The organism is Prevotella nigrescens (genome assembly GCF_031191185.1).
GTDB classification, from domain to species: Bacteria; Bacteroidota; Bacteroidia; order Bacteroidales; family Bacteroidaceae; genus Prevotella; species Prevotella nigrescens.
In genome coordinates, this window is record NZ_CP133465.1 from 1717652 (window position 1) to 1741356 (window position 23705).

A 23705-nucleotide genomic window follows, 5' to 3' on the forward strand; every position below is an offset into this window, starting at 1 on the left:
ATGTTGTTATAAACGTCGTCCTAACTTATCTATAATAGAAGACTTCCATTGTGTAAAGTCTCCTTTTTCTATATGTGTTCGGGCATCGGTAACTAAGCGAAGATAAAAAGCGAGATTATGTATGCTTGCAATTTGCATGGCGAGTAACTCGCCAGCTTTAAATAAGTGGTGTAAATAAGCCTTTGAAGTTACAATATCTATATCACACCCATTGCTATCTACAGGTGAGAAATCAGTTTCCCATTTTTTGTTGCGCATATTCATAGTTCCCTCGTAGGTAAATAGCATTGCATTGCGTCCATTTCTTGTAGGCATGACGCAGTCGAACATATCTATGCCACGTTCAATGCCTTCGAGAATATTCTGTGGAGTGCCAACTCCCATTAAATAGCGAGGCTTATCCTTGGGCAAAATTTCATTGACAATCTCTATCATTTCGTACATCACTTCCGTAGGTTCACCTACGGCAAGTCCCCCTATAGCATTACCATCTGCCCCTTTGTCGGCAACAAATTTAGCAGCTTCTGTTCTCAAATCCTTATAAGTACAACCTTGAACAATAGGAAAAAGACTTTGCTTGTAGCCGTATAAAGGTTCCGTTTCGTTAAAACGTCTGATACAGCGGTCCAGCCATCGTTGCGTTAATCCCAGACTTTTTTTAGAATATGCGTAATCGCTATTACCAGGAGGACATTCATCAAAAGCCATTATGATATCTGCACCAATAATTCGCTGTGTATCCATTACGTTTTCGGGCGTAAATATATGTTTAGAGCCATCAATATGACTTCTGAATTGGCAGCCTTCTTCTGAAAGTTTGCGAATGCCTGTCAATGAAAACACCTGAAAACCACCAGAATCTGTTAATATCGGACGGTTCCAGCCATTGAATTTATGCAATCCGCCAGCAGCTTTCAATACTTCCAAACCTGGACGTAAATATAAATGATAGGTATTGCCAAGTATGATTTGTGCCTTTACTTGTTCTACAAGTTCAGAAAAATGAACCCCCTTTACTGTACCAGCAGTACCAACGGGCATAAAAATGGGTGTCCTTATTTGTCCGTGATCGGTTGTTATCAAGCCTGTCCGTGCTTCACTTGCTCTGTCGGTACATTGAAGTCCAAACGTCATTCCGCGTTATTTTTATTGTTTTCTTCTTTAATTGTAAAGTCAATCGGATTTGCCACCAACTCGTCTGTCAGTGCAAAATCCCATACTTGTTGCACATTTTCTACATAGTGAAATTCAACACCAGTGCGATATTTCTCAGGGATTTCCTCTATGTCCTTGCGATTTTCCTTACACATGATAATATCGGTAATTCCTGCACGTTTTGCTGCAAGTATTTTCTCTTTGATACCACCGACGGGAAGCACTTTCCCACGAAGCGTTATCTCTCCGGTCATGGCAGTATTCTTTCTAACTTTGCGTTGTGTCAGTGCAGAAGCAATACTTGTTGCTATTGTTATACCGGCAGAAGGCCCATCTTTAGGAGTTGCTCCCTCTGGAACGTGGATATGGATATTCCATTGTTCAAAGATACGATAATCTACTTTCAATGATTCTATATGTGCTTTGACGTATTCAAGAGCTATAATTGCAGACTCTTTCATCACATCGCCAAGATTGCCTGTCAATGTCAGTTTTCCAGCTTTTCCTTTTGACAAAGAAGTCTCAATGAAGAGTATTTCTCCTCCGACACTTGTCCAAGCCAGCCCTGTAACAACACCTGCATAATCATTACCTTGATATATATCTCGGTAAAATGGTGGTTTCCCAAGTAAATCTTCTAAATCTGCAGGTGTAATTCTGTCACATGGCAAGGCATAGTCCACAGCTTGTTTATATGCTAACTTACGAAATGCCTTGTTAATTTGCTTTTCCAATTGTCGTACTCCGCTTTCGCGTGTATAACTTTCAATTATTTTCTCCAAAGCAGGTTTAGTAAACTTTAATCCTTGGTTGTGTATATTCAGACCTGTATTCAAAAGTTCTTTTGGAACCAAATGGCGTCTTGCAATTTCTATCTTTTCTTCTGTTATGTAGCCCGAAACTTCAATGATTTCCATACGGTCGAGCAACGGTTTAGGTATGGAATTAATATCGTTTGCAGTTGCCAGGAACAGAACCTTTGAAAGGTCGTAATCTACATCAAGATAATTATCGTGAAATGCGTTGTTCTGTTCTGGGTCAAGAACTTCCAATAACGCTGATGCAGGGTCGCCATTGATTGTATTTTGCGTAACTTTGTCAATCTCATCAAGAATGAATACAGGATTGGACGAACCTGCCTTTTGTATATTTTTTATGATACGTCCTGGCATAGCTCCGATATATGTACGACGATGGCCCCGAATTTCCGATTCATCGTGCAGACCTCCAAGAGACATTCGGACGTATTTACGTTTCATGGATTCAGCTATACTCTTTCCGAGACTTGTCTTTCCCACTCCCGGAGGACCATACAGGCAAAGGATAGGCGATTTTAAATTACCTTTCAGTTTGAGCACAGCCATATATTCGAGAATACGTTCCTTAACTTTCTCCATTCCATAGTGGTCTCGGTTGAGTACTCTCTGTGCGCGTCTAAGATCTAAATCGTCTTTGGTAAATTCATTCCACGGAAGATTTACCATTGTCTGCAAATAATTTATCTGGACACTATAATCGGGGCTTTGCGGATTTAAAGTGTTCAGTTTGTCGAGTTCCTTTTCGAAGATTTTCTCAATATCATCCGACCATTTCTTTTCTGCAGCCTTTCTTATAAGTTCTTTTTTCTCGGGCGTACCATCACCGTCGCCCAACTCTTCCTGGATATTCTTTATTTGTTGGTGCAAGAAGTATTCGCGTTGTTGTTCATCAAGATCTTCCCGTGTTTTGGAGCGTATATTTTGTCGCAGATGCTGAAATTGAATTTCTCTGTTCAAAATCTTCATCAATCGGAACAGACGATCTTTTACAGAATCTTCTTTCAACAATTGTATCTTTTCCGACACACTGAAAGGCATGTTGGCACAAATATAATTGACAGAGACAACTGGATGTGAGATATTGTCGAGTGCGAATTGCGAATCATCAGGAATATCGTCACTACCCTGAATATATTCTTTCGCAGTAATCTTCATGTCGTTCACAGCCGTAATAAACTCCTTGTCGTTCTTGTCTATCTTTTCTTCAAGCAGAGAATGTGTCTTTCCTACTGTATATGGTTTTTCTGATGTGATTTCGTCGAGCTGACAGCGCCCCAATCCTTGAATAATTGCGGTTCTGTTCTCGCCGTTTGGAGAACCTGGTATGTCGAAAACTCGTACAAGTTTTGCGTAGATACCCATGCGATGCAAATCTTTTTCCTTTGGCTCGTCTACATTACCGTCTTTCTGACTGATGACGGCAAACACAGTGTCGGGGTGTTTTTCTACATACTTTATTAAATTTAATGTAGTTTTGCGTCCTATCAATACTGGCATCAGAATGCCAGGGAACATAACAAGATTGCGTGTTATGAGAACAGGTGTTTTTCCCTCTATTTTTGTATTGAAGTCGGGCAGTTCTCCCTCGTAGTCAGCAAACATTTGTATCGAATTATTTTGTTTCATCGGAAATTCATTAAATCATTTAGGGTGCAAAAGTACTAAATAAAAATAAGATAGACAATATTTATTATATCTTTAATCTTAATAATGCCTAACTGTTGGAAGTTGCAGGGTCAATAAACTTGTGTAGGAATTTATCGTTTCAGTATGAACTTCCAACTTGTGTCTAACTATCCAACAGGCATAAGAAGAAAGCGTCTGCTAATGTTGCAAGAAAGTGTCTAATCAAATCTGGTGAAATCACTTCACCTTATATATTCAACGTGAGTTAGACGAATTTATCGGTTGTTTCTTCTTGTCTGAAACCGCTTTCACTCTCCATAAGTAGGATACGTTTATACCCCACGAGTGGTATGCGTCTACATATCACAAGTGGGGTACAACAACACCAAATTTACAAACAATCTCAATTCGTCGAGCTCACGTTTAGTAACGATACTATTATTTATATTCCACTGCTGCTTGCGCCGCCGCCAATCTTGCAATTGGTACACGGAACGGAGAACAGCTTACGTAATTTAAGCCTACACGGTGGCAGAACTTGACAGAGGTTGGTTCGCCTCCATGCTCACCACAAATACCGCATTTAAGGTTCTTACGGGTTTTGCGTCCTTTCTCTACAGCTATTTTAATGAGTTGTCCGACGCCTTCTTGGTCGAGAACTTGGAATGGGTCTACGTCCAAAATCTTCTTTTCGAGATAACTTGGCAAGAAACTTGCAATGTCGTCGCGGCTGTAACCGAAAGTCATCTGGGTCAAGTCGTTCGTACCGAAACTGAAATATTCAGCCTTGTTAGCAATTAAGTCGGCTGTGAGTGCTGCACGTGGAATCTCAATCATCGTACCCAACTTGAACGGGATTTCAACGCCTTCTGCCTTGAAAATCTTATTAGCAGTCTTGCGAATGATAATCTCCTGATTGTCGAGCTCGTTTACGATACCTACGAGTGGCACCATGATTTCAGGCATCGGATTGAATCCTTCTTTCTTTAACTGAACTGCTGCACCAAGGATAGCACGTGTCTGCATCGCTGTAATTTCAGGGAAAGTATTGCCAAGACGACAGCCACGAAGCCCCAGCATAGGGTTGTGTTCCGACAAAGAGTTCACACGATTGCGGATAAACTGGACACTAACGCCCATTTCTTTTGCCATAGCTTCCTGTCCTTCCTCATCGTGTGGCACAAATTCGTGCAATGGAGGGTCGAGCAAGCGAATGTTTACTGGCATGCCGTCCATACATTTCAAGATACCATAGAAGTCTTGTTTTTGGTATGGCAATAATTTCTCGAGCGCTTTTTCCCTACCTTCTACAGAATCAGCAAGAATCATTTCTCGCATAGCCTTAATCTTCAAGTCCTCGAAGAACATGTGTTCTGTACGGCAAAGACCAATTCCGACAGCACCAAATGTACGAGCAACTTCAGCATCGCGTGGTGTGTCTGCATTTGTACGGACACGCAATTTAGTATATTTGTTGCAAAGTTCCATAAGTTGGGCAAAGTCGCCCGTAACTTCAGCTGCTTTTGTTTTCACCTCACCATAATACACTTCGCCTGTAGTACCGTTCAAAGAGAGATAGTCGCCTTCGTGCAATACTGTTCCGTCAATCTTGACAGTACGTTTCTTGTAATCTACAATAATGCCACCAGCTCCACTGACGCAGCATTTCCCCATACCACGGGCAACAACTGCAGCGTGAGAAGTCATACCGCCACGAGTAGTAAGAATACCCTCGGCAGCCGACATTCCAGCCAAATCTTCAGGGGAAGTTTCTATACGGACCATAATAACTCTGTGTCCGTCTGCGTGCCATTTTGCAGCATCGTCGGCAAAGAATACTATTTGTCCTGTTGCAGCACCAGGCGATGCAGGTAGTCCGCGTGTAAGAACTTTAGCTTGTGCTAATGCTTCTTTATCGAATACAGGGTGAAGGAGTTCGTCGAGTTTGTTTGGTTCGCAGCGCAGAATAGCTGTTTTTTCGTCGATTTCGCCTTCTTTGAGCAAGTCCATTGCAATCTTGACCATTGCCGTACCCGTGCGCTTGCCGTTACGAGTCTGCAAGAACCAAAGTTTACCATCTTGTACGGTGAACTCCATATCCTGCATATCGTGGTAATGTTTCTCCAATTTGTCTTGAATGGCATTAAGCTGGGCATAAATCTCAGGCATAGCTTCTTCCATTGAAGGGAACTTTGTACGACGGATATCCTCATCGACTCCTTGTTGCTCTGCCCATTTCCGTGAACCTTTTAATGTAATTTGCTGTGGTGTACGTATTCCTGCAACTACATCTTCACCTTGTGCATTTACCAAATATTCGCCGTTGAAAGCATTTTCTCCATTACCAGCATCGCGAGAGAAACATACTCCCGTCGCAGAAGTATCGCCCATGTTGCCGAATACCATTGCCTGAACGGTAACGGCTGTACCCCATTCTTGTGGAATGCCCTCCATCTTACGATAAAGTATAGCACGTTCGTTCATCCATGATGTAAACACGGCACAAATAGCCCCCCAAAGTTGTTCCATCGGATTAGAGGGGAAATCCTTTCCTGTCTGGTTTTTGATGGCTTTCTTGAATTCAGCAACGAGTTCCTTCAGGTCGTCAACATTCATTTCGTTGTCCAACTTAATATTGCGTTTCGCCTTTACTTTCTGAATAATAGCCTCGAAAGGATCAATATCTTCCTTGTTTTCGGGCTTCATTCCTAAAACCACATCTCCATACATCTGTACAAAGCGACGATAACTATCGTAGGCAAAACGTTCGTTGCCAGTTTTCTTTGCAAGACCTTCTACAACTTCATCGTTCAAACCAAGATTCAAAATAGTATCCATCATGCCTGGCATTGATGCACGTGCCCCTGAACGCACACTTACCAATAGTGGATTTGATGGATCGCCAAATTTTGAATTCATTAAATCCTCAATGTGCTTAACGCTCTTTGTTACCTCTGAAGTTAAGGTTTTGACAACTGCTTCTTTACCTTTTTCAAAATATTCATTACAAACATCGGTAGTAATTGTAAATCCTGGAGGAACAGGAACACCGATTAAATTCATTTCTGCGAGATTGGCACCCTTGCCACCTAACAAGTTCCTCATGTCAGCTTTGCCCTCAGCTTTTCCGTTGCCGAAGGTATAAACTCTTTTCTCTGTCATAATAATAATTAACTATTTAAATCTTTTTTCGTCAGTGCAAATGTAACAATAATTTAGCAAAGAAACAAACTTTTAGAAAGGAAAATATATAATAAACTTGCCATTTGCTATTAATTCCTTGTTTTACTAAGTTTTATAGATTATTTAATGACAATATTATTTATTTGCAAATGACGACTACCAACGTTTCTATAAGTAGGTATTCAAAATTAAACACATATATGTTTTGTTCTTATTTTCTTTCTGCTTTACCAATATCTTAAGTCTCTTTTTGTCATTCCACCATATCATATCAGGTGTGTAGCCCGCTACACTCCTTCTTTGAGATAGGCAAACTGACTGAAAAAATAGACTTAAATATATCAATAACTAATTATGAATACCTATTTATAAAAGCAGAAATGCTACCTTTTAGAGATAATAGAAGTTCAATGGACAACGGCTTACTTTTGCAAATGAAAAGAAGAAAAGCTGTAAACATTTTTCGTGGGTGCAACTATTATTTAACTATCTATTTATCAGCGTATTGCAAAATCTGTTGTTTTACGATACGAAAGCGGCTCTTTTGCATGGTAAAACCTATTGTTTTACGTTGCAAAAGAGCCGCCTTCAGAATGTAAAAGTACACTTATTACCTTTTCACAGAATTATCTTTACAAAACCAAAGATTTTCAGCAATTTCCTTAAGCAAGAGAAAAGAAAGCCAACTGTTCTGACAAGTAGTGGCAATCCTGTCTTTTAAAATCCCCAAAGCCATAAATGCCGAACTGCTTTGCAACAGTCCGGCATTTATAATCGATCGTTAAGGATTTGTTAAGGAAATTTTTCAGGTGCATTCTCTTACCTTTTTCCTCTTTTCTTCCCGAAGAAACTAAATAGACTTGGCTTGCCACTAAAACGTCTGTAGAGTTTCCAACCTAAGATTACTGTATCGGCAACTCCTACGCCAGTAGTCATCAGACTCGAGATTTTTTTCGTCGGGGTAGACGATTTCCGTGGATTATGGAAGACGTTATCCCATAAATTCGTAATCTGATTACTTTCTTTCGCAATGTCGGCAAGCAACTGTGCCTTCCGCAAACGAATTTCGCTCAAAGTCCTGTATACAGGTTCGTTGTCTGAATTGTTATACATAGGGCATTTACTTTGACATTAACAGATGTGCCAAAAACTTAACGAGCGGTCGCTGAATAAGCTGATGGCGGAATGAAATAATCAGAAAGAGCAGTAACAGATGGATTCCTCCAACTATGAGGAAGGCGCAAGCTAACGAGCCTACTAATGGTTGCAACGCATAAGCAACAGCGAACGAGAAGTAGATTACAGTCAAGGACAGCAAACCGACTATCGCTGTTAAAATAGCAATAGCTGTGAATAAGTGCACCACCTTTTCTATTACACTAAGCTTTACATATTCTGTTTGAAGCCCTATGTAACGTTTCAGTCGCTCTATGAGCCGTGCAAGCGTTTCTACATTATTATCGTTCGAGAACATACTTATGGCTTAGAGTGCGTCAGATGCAGCGTCTTTAATGTCATCTACAAACTCTTCAGCTTCTTTCCGGCTAAGTTTAATATCGTGTTTATGGCAGAAATCGTCGACTGCATCAGAAATTTTGGAACGTGTATCAGAACCTTTCTCTGGTGCCATTAAAATACCTAATGCAGCACCAGCAATCGCACCTCCAATAAATGCGCTGATATAACCTAAAGTTTTCATAATTTGTCAGTTTTTATTGTTGAACATATACTTATCAAACGCAAATATAGTATTTTATTCTGTACTATGATGAATAACTCTACTTATTTAGTGTTAATTTTCTTATAAATAATTTATTTAACAAACTTTAGATAGCAATATAAGCATAGTTTGCTGTTAAAGTTGTAATTTCGCAAAATAAAATTTGAAACAAAAGGATTTATTAAGTAAATGTGAATGATATGAAGAAATTGATGATTTTTGGTGCAGCTATTTGTGTTGCGATGGCTTTTACTGGCTGTAAGTCAAGTGAGAGCGCATATAAGAAAGCTTACGAAAAAGCAAAAGCACAAGAGCGCACTGGTTATACAACAGAAGAAACTGCTACTGGATCATCAGATGTTCCAGTGGTTGCTCCTGTTGAAACACAACCAGTAACAGAAACGCGAGTTGAAGATAACTACGACAATGAACCTGTCCGGCGTGAAGATGTGTCGGTTGTGGAAGGCGCAGGATTAAAAAACTATAGTGTAGTAGTTGGTTCGTTCGGCGTAAAGGCTAATGCTTACAATTTCCAAGAACGTTTAAAGAATACGGGGTACGATGCACAGGTCGCATTCAATAGCGGGAATAGCATGTATCGTGTCGTAGCCGCAACATTTGACAATAAAGCTTCGGCTGTTCAGAGCCGTAATCAGTTACGTAACCAATATCCAGATGCTTGGCTACTTTCTAAATAATGGGTAGAATTCTATCTATTGATTTTGGAAAGAAAAGAACAGGAATAGCAGTTACCGACCCTTTGCAGATAATTGCAAATGGTTTGGTAACGGTTGCTACTTCTGAGTTACTTGATTTTCTTAAAACTTACGTGGCACAAGAAAACGTAGAGCGTATAGTCATAGGTCGTCCATTGCAATTGAATGGGCGACCAAGTGAAAATTTAGCACGAGTAGGACAGTTTGTTAGTACTTGGCGAAAAACAATGCCAACTATTCCAATTGAGTATTATGATGAACGTTTTACATCTGTAATTGCACAGCAGACAATCATTGCTGGCGGAATTAAGAAAAAGACACGGAGAGAGGATAAAGGACTTGTAGATGAGGTTTCTGCAACCATCATTTTGCAAGATTATATGCGTTCAAAAGATATTTGAAGATTTCTTATTTAAGACATCTGACTATGCCTTTATGTAAATTAGAAAAGAAAAAATGATATTACCAATATATACTTTAGGGCAGCCCGTACTTCGGAAAGTGGCAGAAGACATTCCTTTAGATTATCCTGGATTGCAACAGTTGATTGCTGATATGTTTGAAACTTGTGCTGCAAGTGATGGAATAGGTCTGGCAGCCCCACAAATAGGAAAGGCTATTCGCGTTGTGGTAATAGACTTAGATGTTCTATCCGAACATTTCCCGGAATATAAAGGTTTTCGCCATGCTTTCATAAACGGACATATATTGGAACTCGACGATACTGAGACAGAAACGATGGAAGAAGGTTGCTTGTCGTTGCCGGGAATACACGAGAATGTTACTCGTCCCACTCGCATTCACGTGAAATATTTAGATGAGAATTTAGAAGAACACGATGAATGGGTGAGTGGATATTTGGCACGAGTTATTCAGCATGAATTTGACCATATAGAAGGTAAGGTCTTTACTGATAGAATCTCCGTCTTCCGCAAGCAGATGATAGCAAAGAAAATGAAAGCATTGATATCGGGTAATTTTAATTGTCGTTATAAAGTGAAACCAGCAAACCGAAAGAAGTAAAAGCAATAAATGTTTCGGTCTCTCGTAATATCCATATTTATTCTGTTTGCATCACCTTCCTCTGCACAATATAATATTAAACGACTGATGGAAGAAGGAAGAAGTTCGCTTAACAATGGATATTATATAATTTCTTTAGATATATTTCGCCGAATAGTAGCGTTAAAGCCCAATCTTTACGAAGCATGGTATTTAATGGCATTGTCCAAATATCACCTTGAAGACTACAAAGGGGCTTACGAGGATTGCCAAAAGGCATTGGAATTGCAACCTTATATTGCCGACATTTACGATCTTTATGGGCTAATCTGCATACATGAAGAGAAATACGACAATGCTGTCGATGCGTACACCAAAGCGATAAAAATAAATAGCGATAATCAAGAACTTTGGTTTAATCGTGCCTACTGTCTATACATGAAAGGAAGTTTAAGAGAAGCTTCACTGCAACTATCTTCGATTCTTAAGCGATGGCCGGATTTATCTGTCGCGCAAACCTTATTGAACGATATAAAGTCAGGACGGAAACCAATCAGGAAAACCTCTCAAGACACAGAAAGTAAATACCTAAAGTTTAGTCCATCGAAAAGCGTACCTTGGTTATTACGCTGGAAAGACAAAGGTCTCCGGTAGTAATAGCAAAGAAAGCCTTGTGTGAATCGTATTGGGATTTTCCTAATAAATAAGGATTGTATGGTTGTTGGGGTTTCACTATCTTTGCAGCCGTTAAAATATTAGGTAATCAATAAAAGTATGAACAGATTTTTATTTACAATCTTATGTGCAACGCTTCTGCCAGCGTCGATGATGGCAGAGAAGAAGACAGAAATCAACGACACTGTACGGGTTTACGACATTGAGGAAGTTTATGTCTACGACCAACCTAAAGAAACCTACCGTCTGCGTCAGCAACCATTGAACAGTACTACGTTTAATCGTTTGCAACTGAACAGTCTCAATACCCAAGACCTCCGACAGCTCTCGGCTTTTGTTCCCTCGTTTACTATGCCCGAATATGGCTCGCGTTATACCTCGGCTATGTATATGCGCGGAATAGGTTCGCGTGTAAACTCGCCTGCTGTAGGAATGTATGTAGACGGAATGCCGATACAGAGCAAGAGTGCCTTCAATTTCCACACGTACGACATAGACCGTATAGACGTGCTTCACGGACCACAAGGAACACTCTATGGAATGAACACCGAGGGCGGACTGATACGTCTTTACAGTAAGAATCCGTTTGAATATCAAGGTACCGACCTTAAGCTCTCGCTCGGCAATAAGTTCTGGCGTAAGGCAGAGATAGGACATTATGCCAAGTTGAGCGACAAGACTGCCTTGGCTATCTCGGCTTTCTACGGTGGACAGAATGGTTTCTTCACGAACAAATACAACGGAGAACACGCCGACAAGTTTAACGAGTTTGGCGGAAAGGCACAGCTGCTGTGGAACCCAAGTAAGCGTTTGAACCTTAGTTTCATTGCCGACTATCAGCATGTAGACCAGAATGGCTTTCCCTACGGACAGATAGTAACGAAAGAGCAGATTGCAAATGCCAACATAACATCGCCCTATTATGGCTTGAAGGCAGGAACGCAAGAGCCCAGCCAGAACCGCCCCAGTTCTTACAAGCGCAACATACTGAATACAGGAGTTGGCATAAAGTATAACGGAGAGGGTTTCGTGTTCAACTCCATGACGTCCTGGCAGTATCTTCGCGACAATCTGAAGATGGACAACGACTATCTTCCCCAAGACTATCTGCACTTGAAGCAGCAACAGTTGCAAAACTCGCTTGTAGAAGAGCTGTCCGTCAAGAGCAAGAACGACAGTCGTTGGCAATGGGCATTCGGCGCTTATGGGGCTTATCAGTGGTTGCGAACCGATGCACCCGTCTATATGGGCACCGACATGAACAAGTTCCTCTCCAAGCGCATTACCGATTACGCTTACAATGGTGTGCTTGCTGCAATGACCAAGCGAATGGCTGCAGAGATGATTAAGCGCGGAATACCGGAAGACAAGGCCATGCAGGCAGCTGCCATTGCTGCCAAGGCTGCCATAGCCAAAGCAGGCGGTATAAGAATCAACATGCACATGGAACCCATTTCAGAACGGTTCCACACACCGACTTTCAACTTAGGCGTTTACCATGAAAGCAACATCAACCTTACCCATCGCCTGCGTGCTACGCTTGGTTTGAGATACGACTATTCGCACGTCGCAGTAGATTACAACACTTCCGCACGTCTTCGGTTAGACGAAAGTGTGATGGGCATAAACATAAAGCCGGCCATAACGTCTACCCTTGCCCGCCACGAAAAGAACCATTTCAGGCAGCTGTTGCCCAAGGTAGGGCTTACCTATAAGCTCAACAATGGCAGCAACGTGTATGCAACTTGGTCTAAGGGCTACCGTGCAGGAGGCTTCAACATTCAGATGTTCTCTGACATTCTGCAGACCGAACTCTCATCGGCTGCCCAAGGTGCAAGGGGCGACGTCGATGTAGAACACGACGACGCCTATTACAACAACATAAAGAAGACGATTGCATATAAACCAGAGACGAGCTTCAATTATGAAGCTGGCGCACACCTGAACTTATCGGGCGGACAGATGACGCTCGACCTCGCTGCCTACTATATGCAAATAAGAAACCAGCAGCTGTCCGTCTTGGCAAACCATTATGGGTTTGGGCGCATGATGACCAATGCAGGCAAGAGCCATTCGTGCGGTGTCGAGGCTACATTGCGTGGGGGCGCACTCAACGACAAGCTTTCTTATGCCGTAGGTTATGGTTTCACGAGTGCAACGTTCGACGAATATAACGAGACAACTGCTGCCGGCGTCAAGGTGGACTACAAAGACAAGCGTGTCCCGTTTGTACCACAACATACGCTTTCCGCTATCACCGACTACCGCATAGACGTAGACCCTGCTGCCCTGCTCGACCCTGCCGGCAAGTTCCATCTCCGTTCCGTAACCGTAGGACTGAACATGTCTGCACAAGGAAAGACCTATTGGGACGAACTCAACACGATTGCCCAGAACTTCCATGCTGTCTTAGGCGCACATGCCGATGCGGACTTCGGGCCAATGCACGTTAATCTTTGGATACGCAACCTTACCGACACCAAATACAACACCTTTGCCGTGCAGAGCAAGGCTACGGGCACGAAGCTCACGTTCGGCCAGCTGGGAAACCCTTTCCAGATAGGTGTCGATGTCTCTCTGCATTTCTAAGAAGGCAAAGCCATGAAGACAAGCACCGACCCTTAAAAGAAGATGATTGCTTGTAGCAAGAAGCAGAATGCTACACGAAGAATAAATATTACTGTTAGAGACAAGACCGTCGTGCTCGCTGAGAGCAGGGCGGTCTTTTGTATTATGCGCCTGTTTCCTGAGACAGACGGCGGACATGGCACCCGAGAGTGCCGTCAGGTGTAATACTGCTTGCGATAGTCTGATGGTGTTTCGCCACGAACGCTCTTGAATGCCCGCACGAAGTTGGGATAGGAATCGAAGCCGCATTGCTCTGCCACGTCCCCAAGTCCCATCTTGGGGTACGTGTCCATCATGTTGCAGGCTCTCTTTATCTTGAGGTGCTGGATATAGACCGATGGAGAATAGCCTGTCAGGGCGTTGATTTTGCGATGGAACTGACGAGGACTCATGCACATGTTCGAAGCTATCGCCGACACATCGGCATTCTTGTTCCTGCTAAGCTGCGTATGCACCACGCTCGTTACTTTGGCAAGGAAGCGCAGGTCGGCTTCCCTTTCCTTGGTCAGCTCTGCAGGGTGCTCTTCCCCCTTCTTGAGTTCCACCGATACCTTTGCGAACTTCTCCTGCAACAGCCTCCGTCCTGCCAACAGCTGCTCCGCCCTTGTTGTCAGTTCCTCCGCACTGAACGGTTTCGACAGATAGGCGTCGGCTCCCGCCTCTATGCCCTCGATGCGCTCCTCTTCGGTTATCTTCGCAGTTACCACGATGATGGGAATATGATTGATGATTTCGTTTCTCCGCACCTGCCGGCACACTTCCAGGCCGTCCATGCCGGGCATCATCAGGTCGGTGATGATGAGGTCGGGCACAAGGTCCAAGGCTTTCTTCAGTCCCTCCTTTCCGTTATCGGCATAGAAGATGGCGCAGTGGTCGGCAAACAGCGAGCCGATGTAGGAGGCAATGTCGCAGTTGTCCTCTATGACGAGCAGGCGGCAGTCGTTCTCCTTGCCGGTACTGTCGGTGGGAGCCTCCGCAACCTTGGGCAAGAGCGGCGTGTTGCTTTCTGCAGGAGGCATCGCCTGCTGTCGGCAACGGTTGTGGATAGGCATGCTGACGTGGAACGTGGAGCCTTTGCCCACCTCGCTCTCCACGGTTATCGTTCCATCGACGGCATTCATAATCTGCCTGACGAGTGCCAGGCCCACTCCCGTACCGATGTTCTGTATCTCGCTCTCGTCCTGATAGAATGGCTCGAAGACATGCGCAGCAACTTCCTTGTCCATGCCCTTGCCCGTATCGGCAACATCAACAAACAGCTGTTGGTTCTCGCACCATGCCAGCACGCTCACCTTTCCGTATTCGGGCGTGAACTTGAAGGCATTGGAGAGCAGGTTGTTCATCACCTTCACCACGTAGTTGGGTACAAAGTCCATGACGACCTCGCCCTTGGGGAAGAACTGCAGGTCGATGTTGCGGCTGCGGGCGTAGCCTCGGTAGCTTTCCACAATCATGGCGAGGTAGGTCATCATGTTTCCGTTCTTCCAGTCGGGATTGCCCACGGCAGACTTTATTTTCGATATGTCCAACAGCTGATTGATGAGTGTGAGCAGTCCGTTTCCCTGCCGTTCTATGGTCTGTGCCTTGTCCCTCACTTCTGCCTTGCCGGAGCTTTGCAGCTCGCGGCTCAGCCCCAGAATTACGGTCAGTGGCGTGCGGAACTCGTGCGTGATGTTGGTGAAGAAGTTTTCGCGCAGTGCCGACATCCGTTTCAGCTCCTGATGGTTGCGGCGGCGCAGCCTGTTGGTGTAGAGCACCATTGCCAGCACTCCTGCCAGCCCCAGCAGCCCAAGTCCCAGAACGGCATACCCGATGTAGCGTGTGGTGCGCTCCTGTTCTAATCGGCGACGGGCTTCGTCCATCTGTCTGTCCTGTCGGTTGCGTTCTATTCGCAGGCTTGTGTTCTGAATGCGGTTCACCTTCTCCATGTCGAGCACGCTGTCCTGCATTGCCGTTGCCTTTTCGTGCGAAGCCAATGCCGCCCTGCTGTCGCCGGTCTGTTTGTAGGTCTTATAATATAAGGTGTATATTTCTGCCAGGTGTTCCGTAGACTTGATGCTCTCCGCCATTTGCCTCGCCTTTCCCAAGTATGCCATGGCCTTGGCATTGTTGCCCATGGCATGGTGTATTCCGGCAAGGGCGATGAGCGAGTTCAGCGCATGCCATTCGTCTTTCGATGCCTGCATCATCTGCGAGGCTGTTTCGTATTCGGCCATCGCCTTGCCGTACTGCCCTGCCTTTTCGTAGAGCGACCCGAAGTAGGTATGGCAGAGCGAAATGCCGAGCGTGTTCCCTGCCTCCGTGTTCAGTGCCATCGACTTGAGGTAATACACCCTTGCCGAGTCCATCTTCCCGTAGTGCTCGAAGATGGAGCCAATGTTGGCATAGTTGATGGCTTGCCCCACCGTGCTGTGCAGGCTCCGTTCGCCTGCCAATGCCATGCGCAGTGCACTGTCGGCACGCTCGTAGTTGCCCAATGTAAGGTAGGCGTTCCCTAATCCGTTGAGCGACACCACGCGGTTCTTCCTGGCGGTGAACGACGTGTCGGCACATTCCTCGCTCAGCTTCCATGCACGGTAATGGTATTCCTGCGCCACGTCCAGCACGCCCATGCGCCGGTAGTCGGTGCCGACGTTGTTCAGTGCCTGCACCAGTTCCAGCGTGTCGCCTGCAGCTTCAGCCAGTTGTTGTCCGGTGCTGTGCACGCTCAGGGCTTCTTCGAAGCGGCTCTCGTTGCGCAGGGCCTTGCCCCACTCTCTCAGGGCAACGATGCTGCCGAGCCTCTTGCCCGACCGCTCCAGCTGCTTTTGCAACAGCGCAAGCGAGTCCACGCTGTGCACCGAGCGCACTATGCTGTCCGCCTCCCTGCGTTCTTCGGGGGTGAAAGCCGTCGGCTTCTTGCCGCACGAATGAACGAGGAAGAATACCGAAACCAACGCCAATGATGCACCACACAGCAAGTAGCGCAATTTCTTCCGGCTCCTCAGGAGCCTGCAACAAGATTGTAAAGCTGTTTTCAAGCCATGCCCGTAATGCTGCATGGGGGGTAATGTTTTTTGTTTGTTCATAGAATTTGTTTCATTGTAGGTCAGCCATGCAAGTAGCATATCCGCTTTTTTCTGCGTGCAAAGATAGTGAAAATCCCGTAACCTGCCAATCATATTCCCATAAAACTTTCGTGCACCACCCTCCTGCCCCACCCTCCCGAACCAACGGAAGCGTGCTGGAAAGCTGCTTGGAAGCGGAAAGATGCCTACTTGTTAAAAAGACTAAAAATATCACTCGTAACGCGTGGCATATCAACTACTTGCGTCCTCCCGATGTCCGATTAGGATAAGTGGCGAAGATGCAGAATGTCCGATTAGGATAGTTTTTTGTCCGATTATGATAGGTACTTTTGTGCGGTTCAGGCTTAAATTTGCAACATCGTTTCACACGTGTTACAAACAGAAAAAGGCATGAAGAAAAAAGCAGACACCGAACCTACCAAGGAGCAGATACGGAACATGAAGTATTCGGAAGAACGCCTGCAGCTGCTCGAAGCCCTCCGCGAGATGGTGAACGAAGAGTTCAGCCGTCGGCGAATGGAGGAGGTGAGCAACCTGTATCTAAAAAATCCGATACCTGCCCGCATAGACCCCAAGCCTCCCGAAAAGATGCCGCCCCGGTGCCCTGCGTGGCAGTGGTTCGTAAACCTGTTCAATATAGACAGCCATTCGCACGGCACGAAAGACAGACCACTTGACATGCCAGATAAATTAAATAACCACAACGCCCAAGCCTCCGACACGGCGTTGCTCCGAAAGGAGTTTCAGCAGGGAGGCAACACGAACAGTCATGAACAGAATACGACCAAAAGAACGACTTCCACCGTCAGGAAACACAAGGCGAAAGGCTGACGGAACATGCTGCAAGACCGCATCGGAACACCCATCGGCAGAGCAGCCACACAGTGCCTTTCGTCGCTACGGAGTTACGGCAATCGTCGCTTCGGGGTTACGACAACAGTCGCTTCGGGGTTACGGCAATCGTCGCTTCGGGGTTACGACAAAAGCACCCCTTCAACAACTATTTTAATAACAATTTAAATTCAAATTAGCTATGATCGAATTTCAAGTAAGATCTAAGAAAATGACTATTGGAAAGAACAAGGGAAAGACCGTCTACTACGCTTATCCCAAGGCAAAACAGAACCTCACCAACAAGATGGTGATAGACCGCATTGTGCGCGAGACATCGCTCTCGGCAGGCGACGTGTCCAACGCCCTCATATCGCTCGGTGCCATCGTGCGCGACGCCCTGCTCATGGGAGCAAGTGTCGATTTGGCAGACCTCGGCTCGTTCCGCGTCATGGTAACGTCGAAGATGATAGAAAACGAAATCGACGTGTGCGCCGAGACGCTCAAGAAGCCGAAAATCGTCTTCACGCCCAAGCAGCAGATGCGCGAGGCAGCCAAGAACGTAGAGCTGAGCGTAGACAATCCCAAGCGCAAGAAGAAGAAGGAAGAGGGCAAGCAGCCCGGCGGCGGAGGCACCCAGCACCCATAGCAGCCCTTCTTCTGCACAGTTCACCCGGCAGGGCACGCAAGAGCAGACGCTCTGCCGGGGTAAATCAAAAACAGCTATGCCCACACAGGGCAGAAACCTATTTATTAACCCGCAACCCCACAAGGGGTTGCACAAAATTAAATAATTATGGAATATAAACTATGGATTGCAGGTATACAGGTAACCTCAGAAAACTGCAACGACATCTCTAACTTTAATGGCGTAAGTGGAAGAGTAAGCTACGACCCCAGCAGCAGAACCCTTACCCTCGACAATGCCACCATCACTGCAACAGGCGAGTATGGATACGGCATTAAAAGTTATATTGATGGGCTGACCATCAAGCTCATCGGCAGCAACACCATTACTGCCTATGATGAAGATGGAATATATAATGACGAAAACTGTACTCTCACCATAAAGGGAGTCACGTCAGATGCTACACTCACTGTGAAAAGCCTGGGTGGACAAGCACATAAAGGCATTTACAGCTCAAGAGTTTCTATCATCAACGTCAAAGACTGCTCGCTTATTGTAAGTGGAGTATGGGGAGGTATAGTTGGGGGCAACTGGCATTTCATCAACTGCACCGTATGTGCTAAAGGTGGCATTAACGAAGAAACCTACAGCAGCTATAGCTGCTTACTTAGTGTTGCCTTTGATAATTGCGCCAGCCCCCTCCCTACAGGAGCCTACTGGAAAGAGTCTCAATGGGACGGCTTAACCCTCCACACCCTCTTCGGTGCAGACGACAAGGTTATAACAGATTGGGTAACCATTGCCGAACCAACGGGCGACACAAACGAATCGGACAATGCAAGCGAAACGGACAATGCAAGCGAATCGGACAACACAAGCGAAACGGACAATGCAAGCGAAACGGACAATACAAGCGAAACTAACTTTATAGACTATACTCGCCGAAGACACGAAGATATCAATGAAGGTTTGCGCAGAATAAAACACAATGCCAATGACTTGCTAAACAGCAATATGTATGATGACGACTATAGATATCCCGAAGCTATTGAAGATGTTTCAGACAGAGACTTCGCATACATCTTAGACAAGAGGGAAAGCAGCTTCAGCGAAAAGGAAATATACGTAAGAGGAAGCGGCTACGAGAACATATACCCGGGAGCAATACTCTTTGTAGACAGCGATATAACGAGCGGCTCGCCCAACCCACTGGGACGCATTCCGAGAAGCAAGATATCCATCTACGGAGACTTCCTTGCAGGCGGCAACCCATCGCAAAGCAACATCGACCCCAACAACTCCGATGTAAGAATGGCTATAAACAACATTATGCACACCTTGCTGAGCGACTCAAGGTATGATGCCCCGGGCGCACAAAGGCCAAGAACAAAAATACACACCAGCCAGAAGAGCCTCATGATGGACTTGGGCGTAGACTCGTCGTTTGCAGGCTGCAACGTGAACGTAAGGGCATCTGCCACCAGCTCCGAACAGTCGTTCATACAAGCCACGACGTTAGACCAGGACTACTTTACAATCAGGCTGAAAGACGATTGGCACCAAGACCCCGCCTCTCTGTTCGCCGACAGTGTAACGTGGAACGATTTAAGCAATGAACTGAATGGAAAAGCCATTGCAATCGTAACTTCGGTAACCTATGGCAGAACGTTCAGCTACATGAAGGAGTACTCTGCAAGGCAGTTCACGTTCGACTCCTCACAGAAGGTATCGGGCTACGGGCAGAGCGCATCTGCAAGCCAGTCGCTTGCCGAATCGTCGAGCTACACCAACGACGAGATATTCAACTTGGGAGGAACCTCTCTTACCATTTCAGCTTTGAGGGGAAAGAACACCCAGCATGAACTGGAAGAGGCAATGGCAGACAACATGAGGTTCAGCCACGCCAATCAGGGAGTCATTACGAAATACACCATTCAGCTCATCACCGGTCCTACCCCAGGAACAGTTGTCAGACCGCTGTACTCCGGAACACAGTATCAGATTGGCTACACGAAATGTCCGAGAAGACTGTTTGCCCACATCGATGTAAGCCGGGTACACATAGGTCCTGGAAAGGTGAAAGTTCAGCTCGACGTGGATTGTTTCAGAATAGGTAAAGAAGGAGAACAAAAAGGAAAAATCCTGCCTACCAAGTCAATCGACGGTGGAAGCTCTGAAAGAGCTCAAGACCCTTGGTACTATACGTTCAGCAGCAGCCGGAACAGAGAGTACGGAGACCTTGAGCCTGGCGAATACATTAACAAAGGTCCATTGCTGCGAATAAGGAGCAAGCGTGGCGGCGGCAGTTACTCGGCACAAGATGAGAGACGCCTTACCGCAAAGGAAATGGAGACGGGTGCTCTGAACATCTCCCTTTCAGGAAGTGTTTACGACTCTGTAAAAATCAGAGACCTGGAACCATTCAACCCCTGATTTGAACCTCTCGTGATAAGTATCTCCTCCCGTCAGCAGTGGCGGGAGGAGTAACCAATACTTTTTATAACAACGGAGTTACAACAAAGCACCTTGTTTAAGGTTAGTCAACGAATTCAAAAGCAAAAGAATTATGAAGAAACAAGTATTATTTACATTCATTCTTGCCATAGTGGCGACAATGTGGACAAGCACGGTGCAGGCGCAGCTCCAGGAGTACGGCGCCTGGATTGCAGGCGTACAGATAACCTCCGACAACTGCAACGACCTCTCTGTAATTCCCAGTGTAACGGGTAAGGCAAAATACGATCCCTCAGAAAATGCGATTGTCTTAGAGAACGCCACGATTAAGACCAGTGGCAAAGTGGCTATTGAAGTGCATAAAAACTTGGGGTTAAAAGTGATAGGAAAGTGTAAAATCGAGTCAGATACTACAGCAATCCGCTTAACTAGCTTCTTAGAGATCTATAGCAATCGGAGAACGTTTGACGACCAATGTCTCGATGTGATAGGTGGCGACACTGCCATCAGTATGATAGGGCTGTATGGCACACTCACCGTCAGGGACTGCACCGTCAACGCCAAAGCCACCACAAGCAACGGTGTGGGCATTTCCGGACGCGAGTCTGTTATCACCATCGAAGATGATTGTGCACGTTTTACGGCAGAAGGCAAGGGCGGCTCCATTCGTGACCTCGGGAATATCCGGTTCAGAGTCAGCTATATTATGCAACCTAAAAGGGCTAAGTTCGACGAAGAGCTGAAGTGTGTAACCTTGAACGGAGAGTTGGTGAAAACTAAGGTAGTCATCGAATCTGTAACCTTCTACCCCCTCAGGGTTGGAAGTGACCGAGTACACTCTGGCAACTGCGACGACCTCACCCAGATTGAAGACGTGAAAGGAAAAGCTTACTACGACCCCAACACCAAGACCCTTACACTCGATAATGTCACCATCAAAGCCTTGATCGGTAGAGGTATCGCGAACTTTGTCGACGACTTGACTATCCGTCTTATCGGCAAGAATATCATTATCGGTAATGACGATGTAGGAATCGAGAATTTTAAGCGTGCTACCATTGTTGGTGTAGACAATGCTTTCCTCAAGGTGGTTGGTGGAGAAACGGGACCAAGCATTACATGTAAATGTGGTATTCGTAACGTTAACACCATTACCGTGAGACGATGCACCATAGAGGCGACTGGAGGAGTACACGGATTGCGTGAAGGCAACTGGGAGTTCGACCACTGCACTGTGCGTGCCAGGGGTGGATACAACTATGCTGACTACGCAGGCAGTATCAGCCACTTGTACGGAATACCCAAGTTCATAGGCTGCAAAATCACCAGTCCCGAGGGAACATACTGGAAAGACTTCCTATACCTAAACGAATATAATTACTACTCTCTCTTAGGTGCTGATGACAAACCTGTAATCGACTGGGTAACCATCGAAGAACTAACGGGCATAGACACCCCGAATGCCGACACTGCCACCAAGCAAGGCATCTACACCCTCAGTGGCGTACGTCTGCAGGGCGAGCTGAACGACCTGCCGAAAGGTGTGTATATCGTGAACGGACAAAAGGTTGTGAAGAAGTAGACAACGACCATGTTCCGCACCTCGGCAGCGAGGTGCAAGACATCAAGAACTATTGAAACGTTAAGCCGCCTGGGCAGAAATTGCCCAGACGGCTTTCTTATGTTGTATGAATAAGGGAAAGAAATAATGAAGAGGCTGGCTATACGTCGAACACCATTCCTTCGTTGGTGAGGAAGCTGTTGGGGAAGATGGCTTTTGCTTCGCTTAAAATAGTGTCTTCGTTTGGGTAGCGGGCGGAATAATGCCCTAAAAGCAGCTTGCCTGCGGCAGCGTCTCGGGCTACTGTTGCTGCTTCCTTGGCTGTGCTGTGGTAATAGGTTCTTGCCCTGTCGCTGTGTTCGCTTGCATAGGTGCTTTCGTGGTAGAGTACGTCTACACCGCTCACCTTTTTATATAGGTGCTTCATGTATCTTGTGTCGGAGCAGTAGGCGTAGCTTCGTGGCTTGTCAGCTGGAGTGGTGAGGCGGCTGTTGGGAATGGTTTCGCCGTCGGCAGTAATCCAGTCTGCTCCTGCCTTTATGTTGCTGATTTGGCTGATAGGGATATTGTAGTAGTCTATCATATCACGGCGGATATGGCGTGCAGTGGATTTTTCGCGAAACAGGAAGCCGCAGCAGGGTATGCGATGTTCCAGCGGAATTGTTTCGACGGTCAGGCTCTTGTCTTCATAGATAACAGCGGTTTCGGTTGTCTCGATGGGGTGGAATGTAACCGTGTATCCAAGTCCTTTGCAGAACAGTTCCATTGAGAGGTTGAAGTATTCTTCAAACTCTTTCGGGGCATATACCTGAAGCGGTGCTGTGCGCCCCGTCATACCGAAAGTGGAAAGCATACCGAAGAGTCCGAAGCAATGGTCGCCGTGCAGATGCGAAATGAAGACGGCTTGTACTTTCGAGAAGTGCACCTTCGAGCGGCGCACTTGTATCTGCGTTCCCTCTCCGCAGTCTATCATAAAGAACTTGCCACGTATTTCTACTATCTGGCAAGTTGCATTGTGATGGAGCGTGGGCAAGGCACTTCCACAGCCCAATATGTGTATCTTGAAAGGTATCACGCTTATTTCTTACGCCCGAATACAAATATTCCTGTCTTGTTTTCGAGCGACATCGTATCTGCGCCGAGTTCTATTACATCGAAGGTGTCTCTCGACAGCAAGAGCTTGCCGTTGTATATCTTCCACGATGTCCATACGTTCTTCTCCGACTGGAGATTTGATGTTACTTCCCCACCCTCTTTTATCTCGAAGTTCTTGTCGAGGCTTGTCCAGTTTCCAAGCAGCGACGTTATGTTGATGGCACTACGCAACATCATGTCGCCATACTCCTTGTAGGCTATCACGGCAAAGCGGTCGCCGATGAGCTTGCCTCCTTTCACTACTTCCGTGGTGTCTTCGGGGTTCTGGATAATCTCCAATGTGTCGCCCCTATCGGTCAGTAACACTATGGAGTTCATACCGCCATCGAGCATTGTACCGTAAATGGTTGTATCGCCTGCGTTGAGCGAGTCGGCGTTGTTGGCGTTGGGGCTTATCACTTGGTTAGGTTTGCTTTTCTTACAACCTGCAAGAATGGCTGCTACCAGTGCAAGAACAATGATGATTTGTGATTTCTTCATACTTA

20 protein-coding genes are annotated in these 23705 nt (G+C 45.7%); 11 read left to right on the forward strand and 9 right to left on the reverse strand.

Annotated features, from left to right (window positions below):
- Positions 1 to 6 precede the first annotated feature (6 nt).
- The 6 genes from tgt to RDV52_RS09620 form a co-directional block, all read right to left on the reverse strand.
- Positions 7 to 1134 carry a tRNA guanosine(34) transglycosylase Tgt gene (gene tgt, locus RDV52_RS09595; RefSeq protein ID WP_004365795.1) on the reverse strand — a complete coding sequence of 376 codons (1128 nt, stop codon included), beginning with the start codon at positions 1132 to 1134 and terminating at the stop codon, positions 7 to 9.
- Positions 1131 to 3599, reverse strand: a complete 2469-nt coding sequence (gene lon, locus RDV52_RS09600) for an endopeptidase La (protein WP_004365794.1) — start codon at positions 3597 to 3599, stop codon at positions 1131 to 1133. The genes tgt and lon overlap by 4 nt, the downstream gene beginning before the upstream one ends.
- 438 nt (positions 3600 to 4037) lie before the next feature.
- Entirely contained in the window at positions 4038 to 6761 is a 2724-nt protein-coding gene (gene ppdK, locus RDV52_RS09605; RefSeq protein ID WP_004365792.1) for a pyruvate, phosphate dikinase, read from the reverse strand.
- Between the two features lie 840 nt (positions 6762 to 7601).
- On the reverse strand, positions 7602 to 7895 hold the full coding sequence (locus tag RDV52_RS09610; RefSeq protein ID WP_004364318.1) for a hypothetical protein: 294 nt from the start codon (positions 7893 to 7895) through the stop codon (positions 7602 to 7604).
- Between the two features lie 7 nt (positions 7896 to 7902).
- Positions 7903 to 8256 carry a phage holin family protein gene (locus RDV52_RS09615; protein WP_004365789.1) on the reverse strand — a complete coding sequence of 118 codons (354 nt, stop codon included), beginning with the start codon at positions 8254 to 8256 and terminating at the stop codon, positions 7903 to 7905.
- A gap of 9 nt (positions 8257 to 8265) precedes the next feature.
- Positions 8266 to 8481: a YtxH domain-containing protein gene (locus RDV52_RS09620; RefSeq protein WP_004365788.1), complete on the reverse strand. Its 216-nt coding sequence runs from the start codon at positions 8479 to 8481 to the stop codon at positions 8266 to 8268.
- A 221-nt stretch (positions 8482 to 8702) separates the two neighbouring features.
- Between RDV52_RS09620 and RDV52_RS09625 the strand changes: the two genes are divergently transcribed.
- The 6 genes from RDV52_RS09625 (at position 8703) to RDV52_RS09650 (ending at position 13688) form a co-directional block, all read left to right on the forward strand.
- Entirely contained in the window at positions 8703 to 9200 is a 498-nt protein-coding gene (locus RDV52_RS09625; RefSeq protein WP_004364321.1) for an SPOR domain-containing protein, read from the forward strand.
- Complete coding sequence (gene ruvX / locus RDV52_RS09630; protein WP_004364322.1) at positions 9200 to 9619, forward strand: Holliday junction resolvase RuvX; 420 nt, start codon at positions 9200 to 9202, stop codon at positions 9617 to 9619. Before RDV52_RS09625 ends, ruvX begins: the two co-directional genes overlap by 1 nt.
- A gap of 55 nt (positions 9620 to 9674) precedes the next feature.
- A complete protein-coding gene (gene def / locus RDV52_RS09635; protein ID WP_004364323.1) occupies positions 9675 to 10241 on the forward strand; it encodes a peptide deformylase in 567 nt (188 codons plus the stop codon).
- Between the two features lie 9 nt (positions 10242 to 10250).
- On the forward strand, positions 10251 to 10874 hold the full coding sequence (locus RDV52_RS09640) for a tetratricopeptide repeat protein (RefSeq protein ID WP_023924699.1): 624 nt from the start codon (positions 10251 to 10253) through the stop codon (positions 10872 to 10874).
- 120 nt (positions 10875 to 10994) lie between these two features.
- Positions 10995 to 13484 (forward strand): TonB-dependent receptor, encoded by a 2490-nt coding sequence (locus RDV52_RS09645; RefSeq protein ID WP_040556743.1) that lies wholly within the window; start codon positions 10995 to 10997, stop codon positions 13482 to 13484.
- Positions 13485 to 13526: 42 nt separating this feature from the next.
- Entirely contained in the window at positions 13527 to 13688 is a 162-nt protein-coding gene (locus RDV52_RS09650) for a hypothetical protein (protein ID WP_155812035.1), read from the forward strand.
- On the opposite strand, the gene RDV52_RS09655 is transcribed toward RDV52_RS09650, so the two are convergent.
- Entirely contained in the window at positions 13679 to 16564 is a 2886-nt protein-coding gene (locus tag RDV52_RS09655) for a response regulator (RefSeq protein ID WP_040556981.1), read from the reverse strand. The genes RDV52_RS09650 and RDV52_RS09655 overlap by 10 nt on opposite strands.
- 417 nt (positions 16565 to 16981) lie before the next feature.
- Between RDV52_RS09655 and RDV52_RS09660 the strand changes: the two genes are divergently transcribed.
- From RDV52_RS09660 to RDV52_RS09680, 5 genes are all read left to right on the forward strand, one after another.
- The gene (locus RDV52_RS09660) at positions 16982 to 17422 is read left to right on the forward strand and encodes a hypothetical protein (RefSeq protein ID WP_004365784.1); all 441 of its coding nucleotides are present in this window, start codon (positions 16982 to 16984) and stop codon (positions 17420 to 17422) included.
- Positions 17361 to 17600 (forward strand): hypothetical protein, encoded by a 240-nt coding sequence (locus RDV52_RS09665; RefSeq protein WP_147278288.1) that lies wholly within the window; start codon positions 17361 to 17363, stop codon positions 17598 to 17600. Before RDV52_RS09660 ends, RDV52_RS09665 begins: the two co-directional genes overlap by 62 nt.
- Positions 17601 to 17624: 24 nt before the next feature.
- A complete protein-coding gene (locus RDV52_RS09670; RefSeq protein ID WP_004365783.1) occupies positions 17625 to 18071 on the forward strand; it encodes an HU family DNA-binding protein in 447 nt (148 codons plus the stop codon).
- Between the two features lie 147 nt (positions 18072 to 18218).
- Entirely contained in the window at positions 18219 to 20483 is a 2265-nt protein-coding gene (locus RDV52_RS09675) for a thiol-activated cytolysin family protein (protein WP_004365782.1), read from the forward strand.
- A 133-nt stretch (positions 20484 to 20616) separates the two neighbouring features.
- Complete coding sequence (locus tag RDV52_RS09680; protein ID WP_004365781.1) at positions 20617 to 22086, forward strand: hypothetical protein; 1470 nt, start codon at positions 20617 to 20619, stop codon at positions 22084 to 22086.
- 139 nt (positions 22087 to 22225) lie between these two features.
- Here RDV52_RS09680 and RDV52_RS09685 read toward each other — a convergent pair whose 3' ends face one another.
- Both RDV52_RS09685 and RDV52_RS09690 read right to left on the reverse strand, forming a co-directional pair.
- Entirely contained in the window at positions 22226 to 23140 is a 915-nt protein-coding gene (locus tag RDV52_RS09685; RefSeq protein ID WP_004365780.1) for a ribonuclease Z, read from the reverse strand.
- A gap of 2 nt (positions 23141 to 23142) precedes the next feature.
- The gene (locus tag RDV52_RS09690) at positions 23143 to 23700 is read right to left on the reverse strand and encodes a lipocalin-like domain-containing protein (RefSeq protein ID WP_004365779.1); all 558 of its coding nucleotides are present in this window, start codon (positions 23698 to 23700) and stop codon (positions 23143 to 23145) included.
- Positions 23701 to 23705 lie beyond the last annotated feature (5 nt).

Excerpts from the sequence above, each read along its gene's own strand:
- tgt (WP_004365795.1), bottom strand. The coding sequence starts at position 1,134 with ATGACGTTTGGACTTCAATGTACCGACAGAGCAAGTGAAGCACGGACA.
- RDV52_RS09670 (WP_004365783.1), top strand. The coding sequence starts at position 17,625 with ATGATCGAATTTCAAGTAAGATCTAAGAAAATGACTATTGGAAAGAAC.
- lon (WP_004365794.1), bottom strand. The coding sequence starts at position 3,599 with ATGAAACAAAATAATTCGATACAAATGTTTGCTGACTACGAGGGAGAA.
- RDV52_RS09675 (WP_004365782.1), top strand. The coding sequence starts at position 18,219 with ATGGAATATAAACTATGGATTGCAGGTATACAGGTAACCTCAGAAAAC.
- RDV52_RS09625 (WP_004364321.1), top strand. The coding sequence starts at position 8,703 with ATGAAGAAATTGATGATTTTTGGTGCAGCTATTTGTGTTGCGATGGCT.
- ppdK (WP_004365792.1), bottom strand. The coding sequence starts at position 6,761 with ATGACAGAGAAAAGAGTTTATACCTTCGGCAACGGAAAAGCTGAGGGC.
- RDV52_RS09620 (WP_004365788.1), bottom strand. The coding sequence starts at position 8,481 with ATGAAAACTTTAGGTTATATCAGCGCATTTATTGGAGGTGCGATTGCT.
- RDV52_RS09645 (WP_040556743.1), top strand. The coding sequence starts at position 10,995 with ATGAACAGATTTTTATTTACAATCTTATGTGCAACGCTTCTGCCAGCG.
- def (WP_004364323.1), top strand. The coding sequence starts at position 9,675 with ATGATATTACCAATATATACTTTAGGGCAGCCCGTACTTCGGAAAGTG.
- RDV52_RS09640 (WP_023924699.1), top strand. The coding sequence starts at position 10,251 with ATGTTTCGGTCTCTCGTAATATCCATATTTATTCTGTTTGCATCACCT.
- RDV52_RS09655 (WP_040556981.1), bottom strand. The coding sequence starts at position 16,564 with ATGCAGCATTACGGGCATGGCTTGAAAACAGCTTTACAATCTTGTTGC.
- RDV52_RS09665 (WP_147278288.1), top strand. The coding sequence starts at position 17,361 with ATGAACAGAATACGACCAAAAGAACGACTTCCACCGTCAGGAAACACA.
- RDV52_RS09650 (WP_155812035.1), top strand. The coding sequence starts at position 13,527 with ATGATTGCTTGTAGCAAGAAGCAGAATGCTACACGAAGAATAAATATT.
- RDV52_RS09660 (WP_004365784.1), top strand. The coding sequence starts at position 16,982 with ATGAAGAAAAAAGCAGACACCGAACCTACCAAGGAGCAGATACGGAAC.
- RDV52_RS09615 (WP_004365789.1), bottom strand. The coding sequence starts at position 8,256 with ATGTTCTCGAACGATAATAATGTAGAAACGCTTGCACGGCTCATAGAG.
- RDV52_RS09680 (WP_004365781.1), top strand. The coding sequence starts at position 20,617 with ATGAAGAAACAAGTATTATTTACATTCATTCTTGCCATAGTGGCGACA.
- ruvX (WP_004364322.1), top strand. The coding sequence starts at position 9,200 with ATGGGTAGAATTCTATCTATTGATTTTGGAAAGAAAAGAACAGGAATA.
- RDV52_RS09610 (WP_004364318.1), bottom strand. The coding sequence starts at position 7,895 with ATGTATAACAATTCAGACAACGAACCTGTATACAGGACTTTGAGCGAA.
- RDV52_RS09690 (WP_004365779.1), bottom strand. The coding sequence starts at position 23,700 with ATGAAGAAATCACAAATCATCATTGTTCTTGCACTGGTAGCAGCCATT.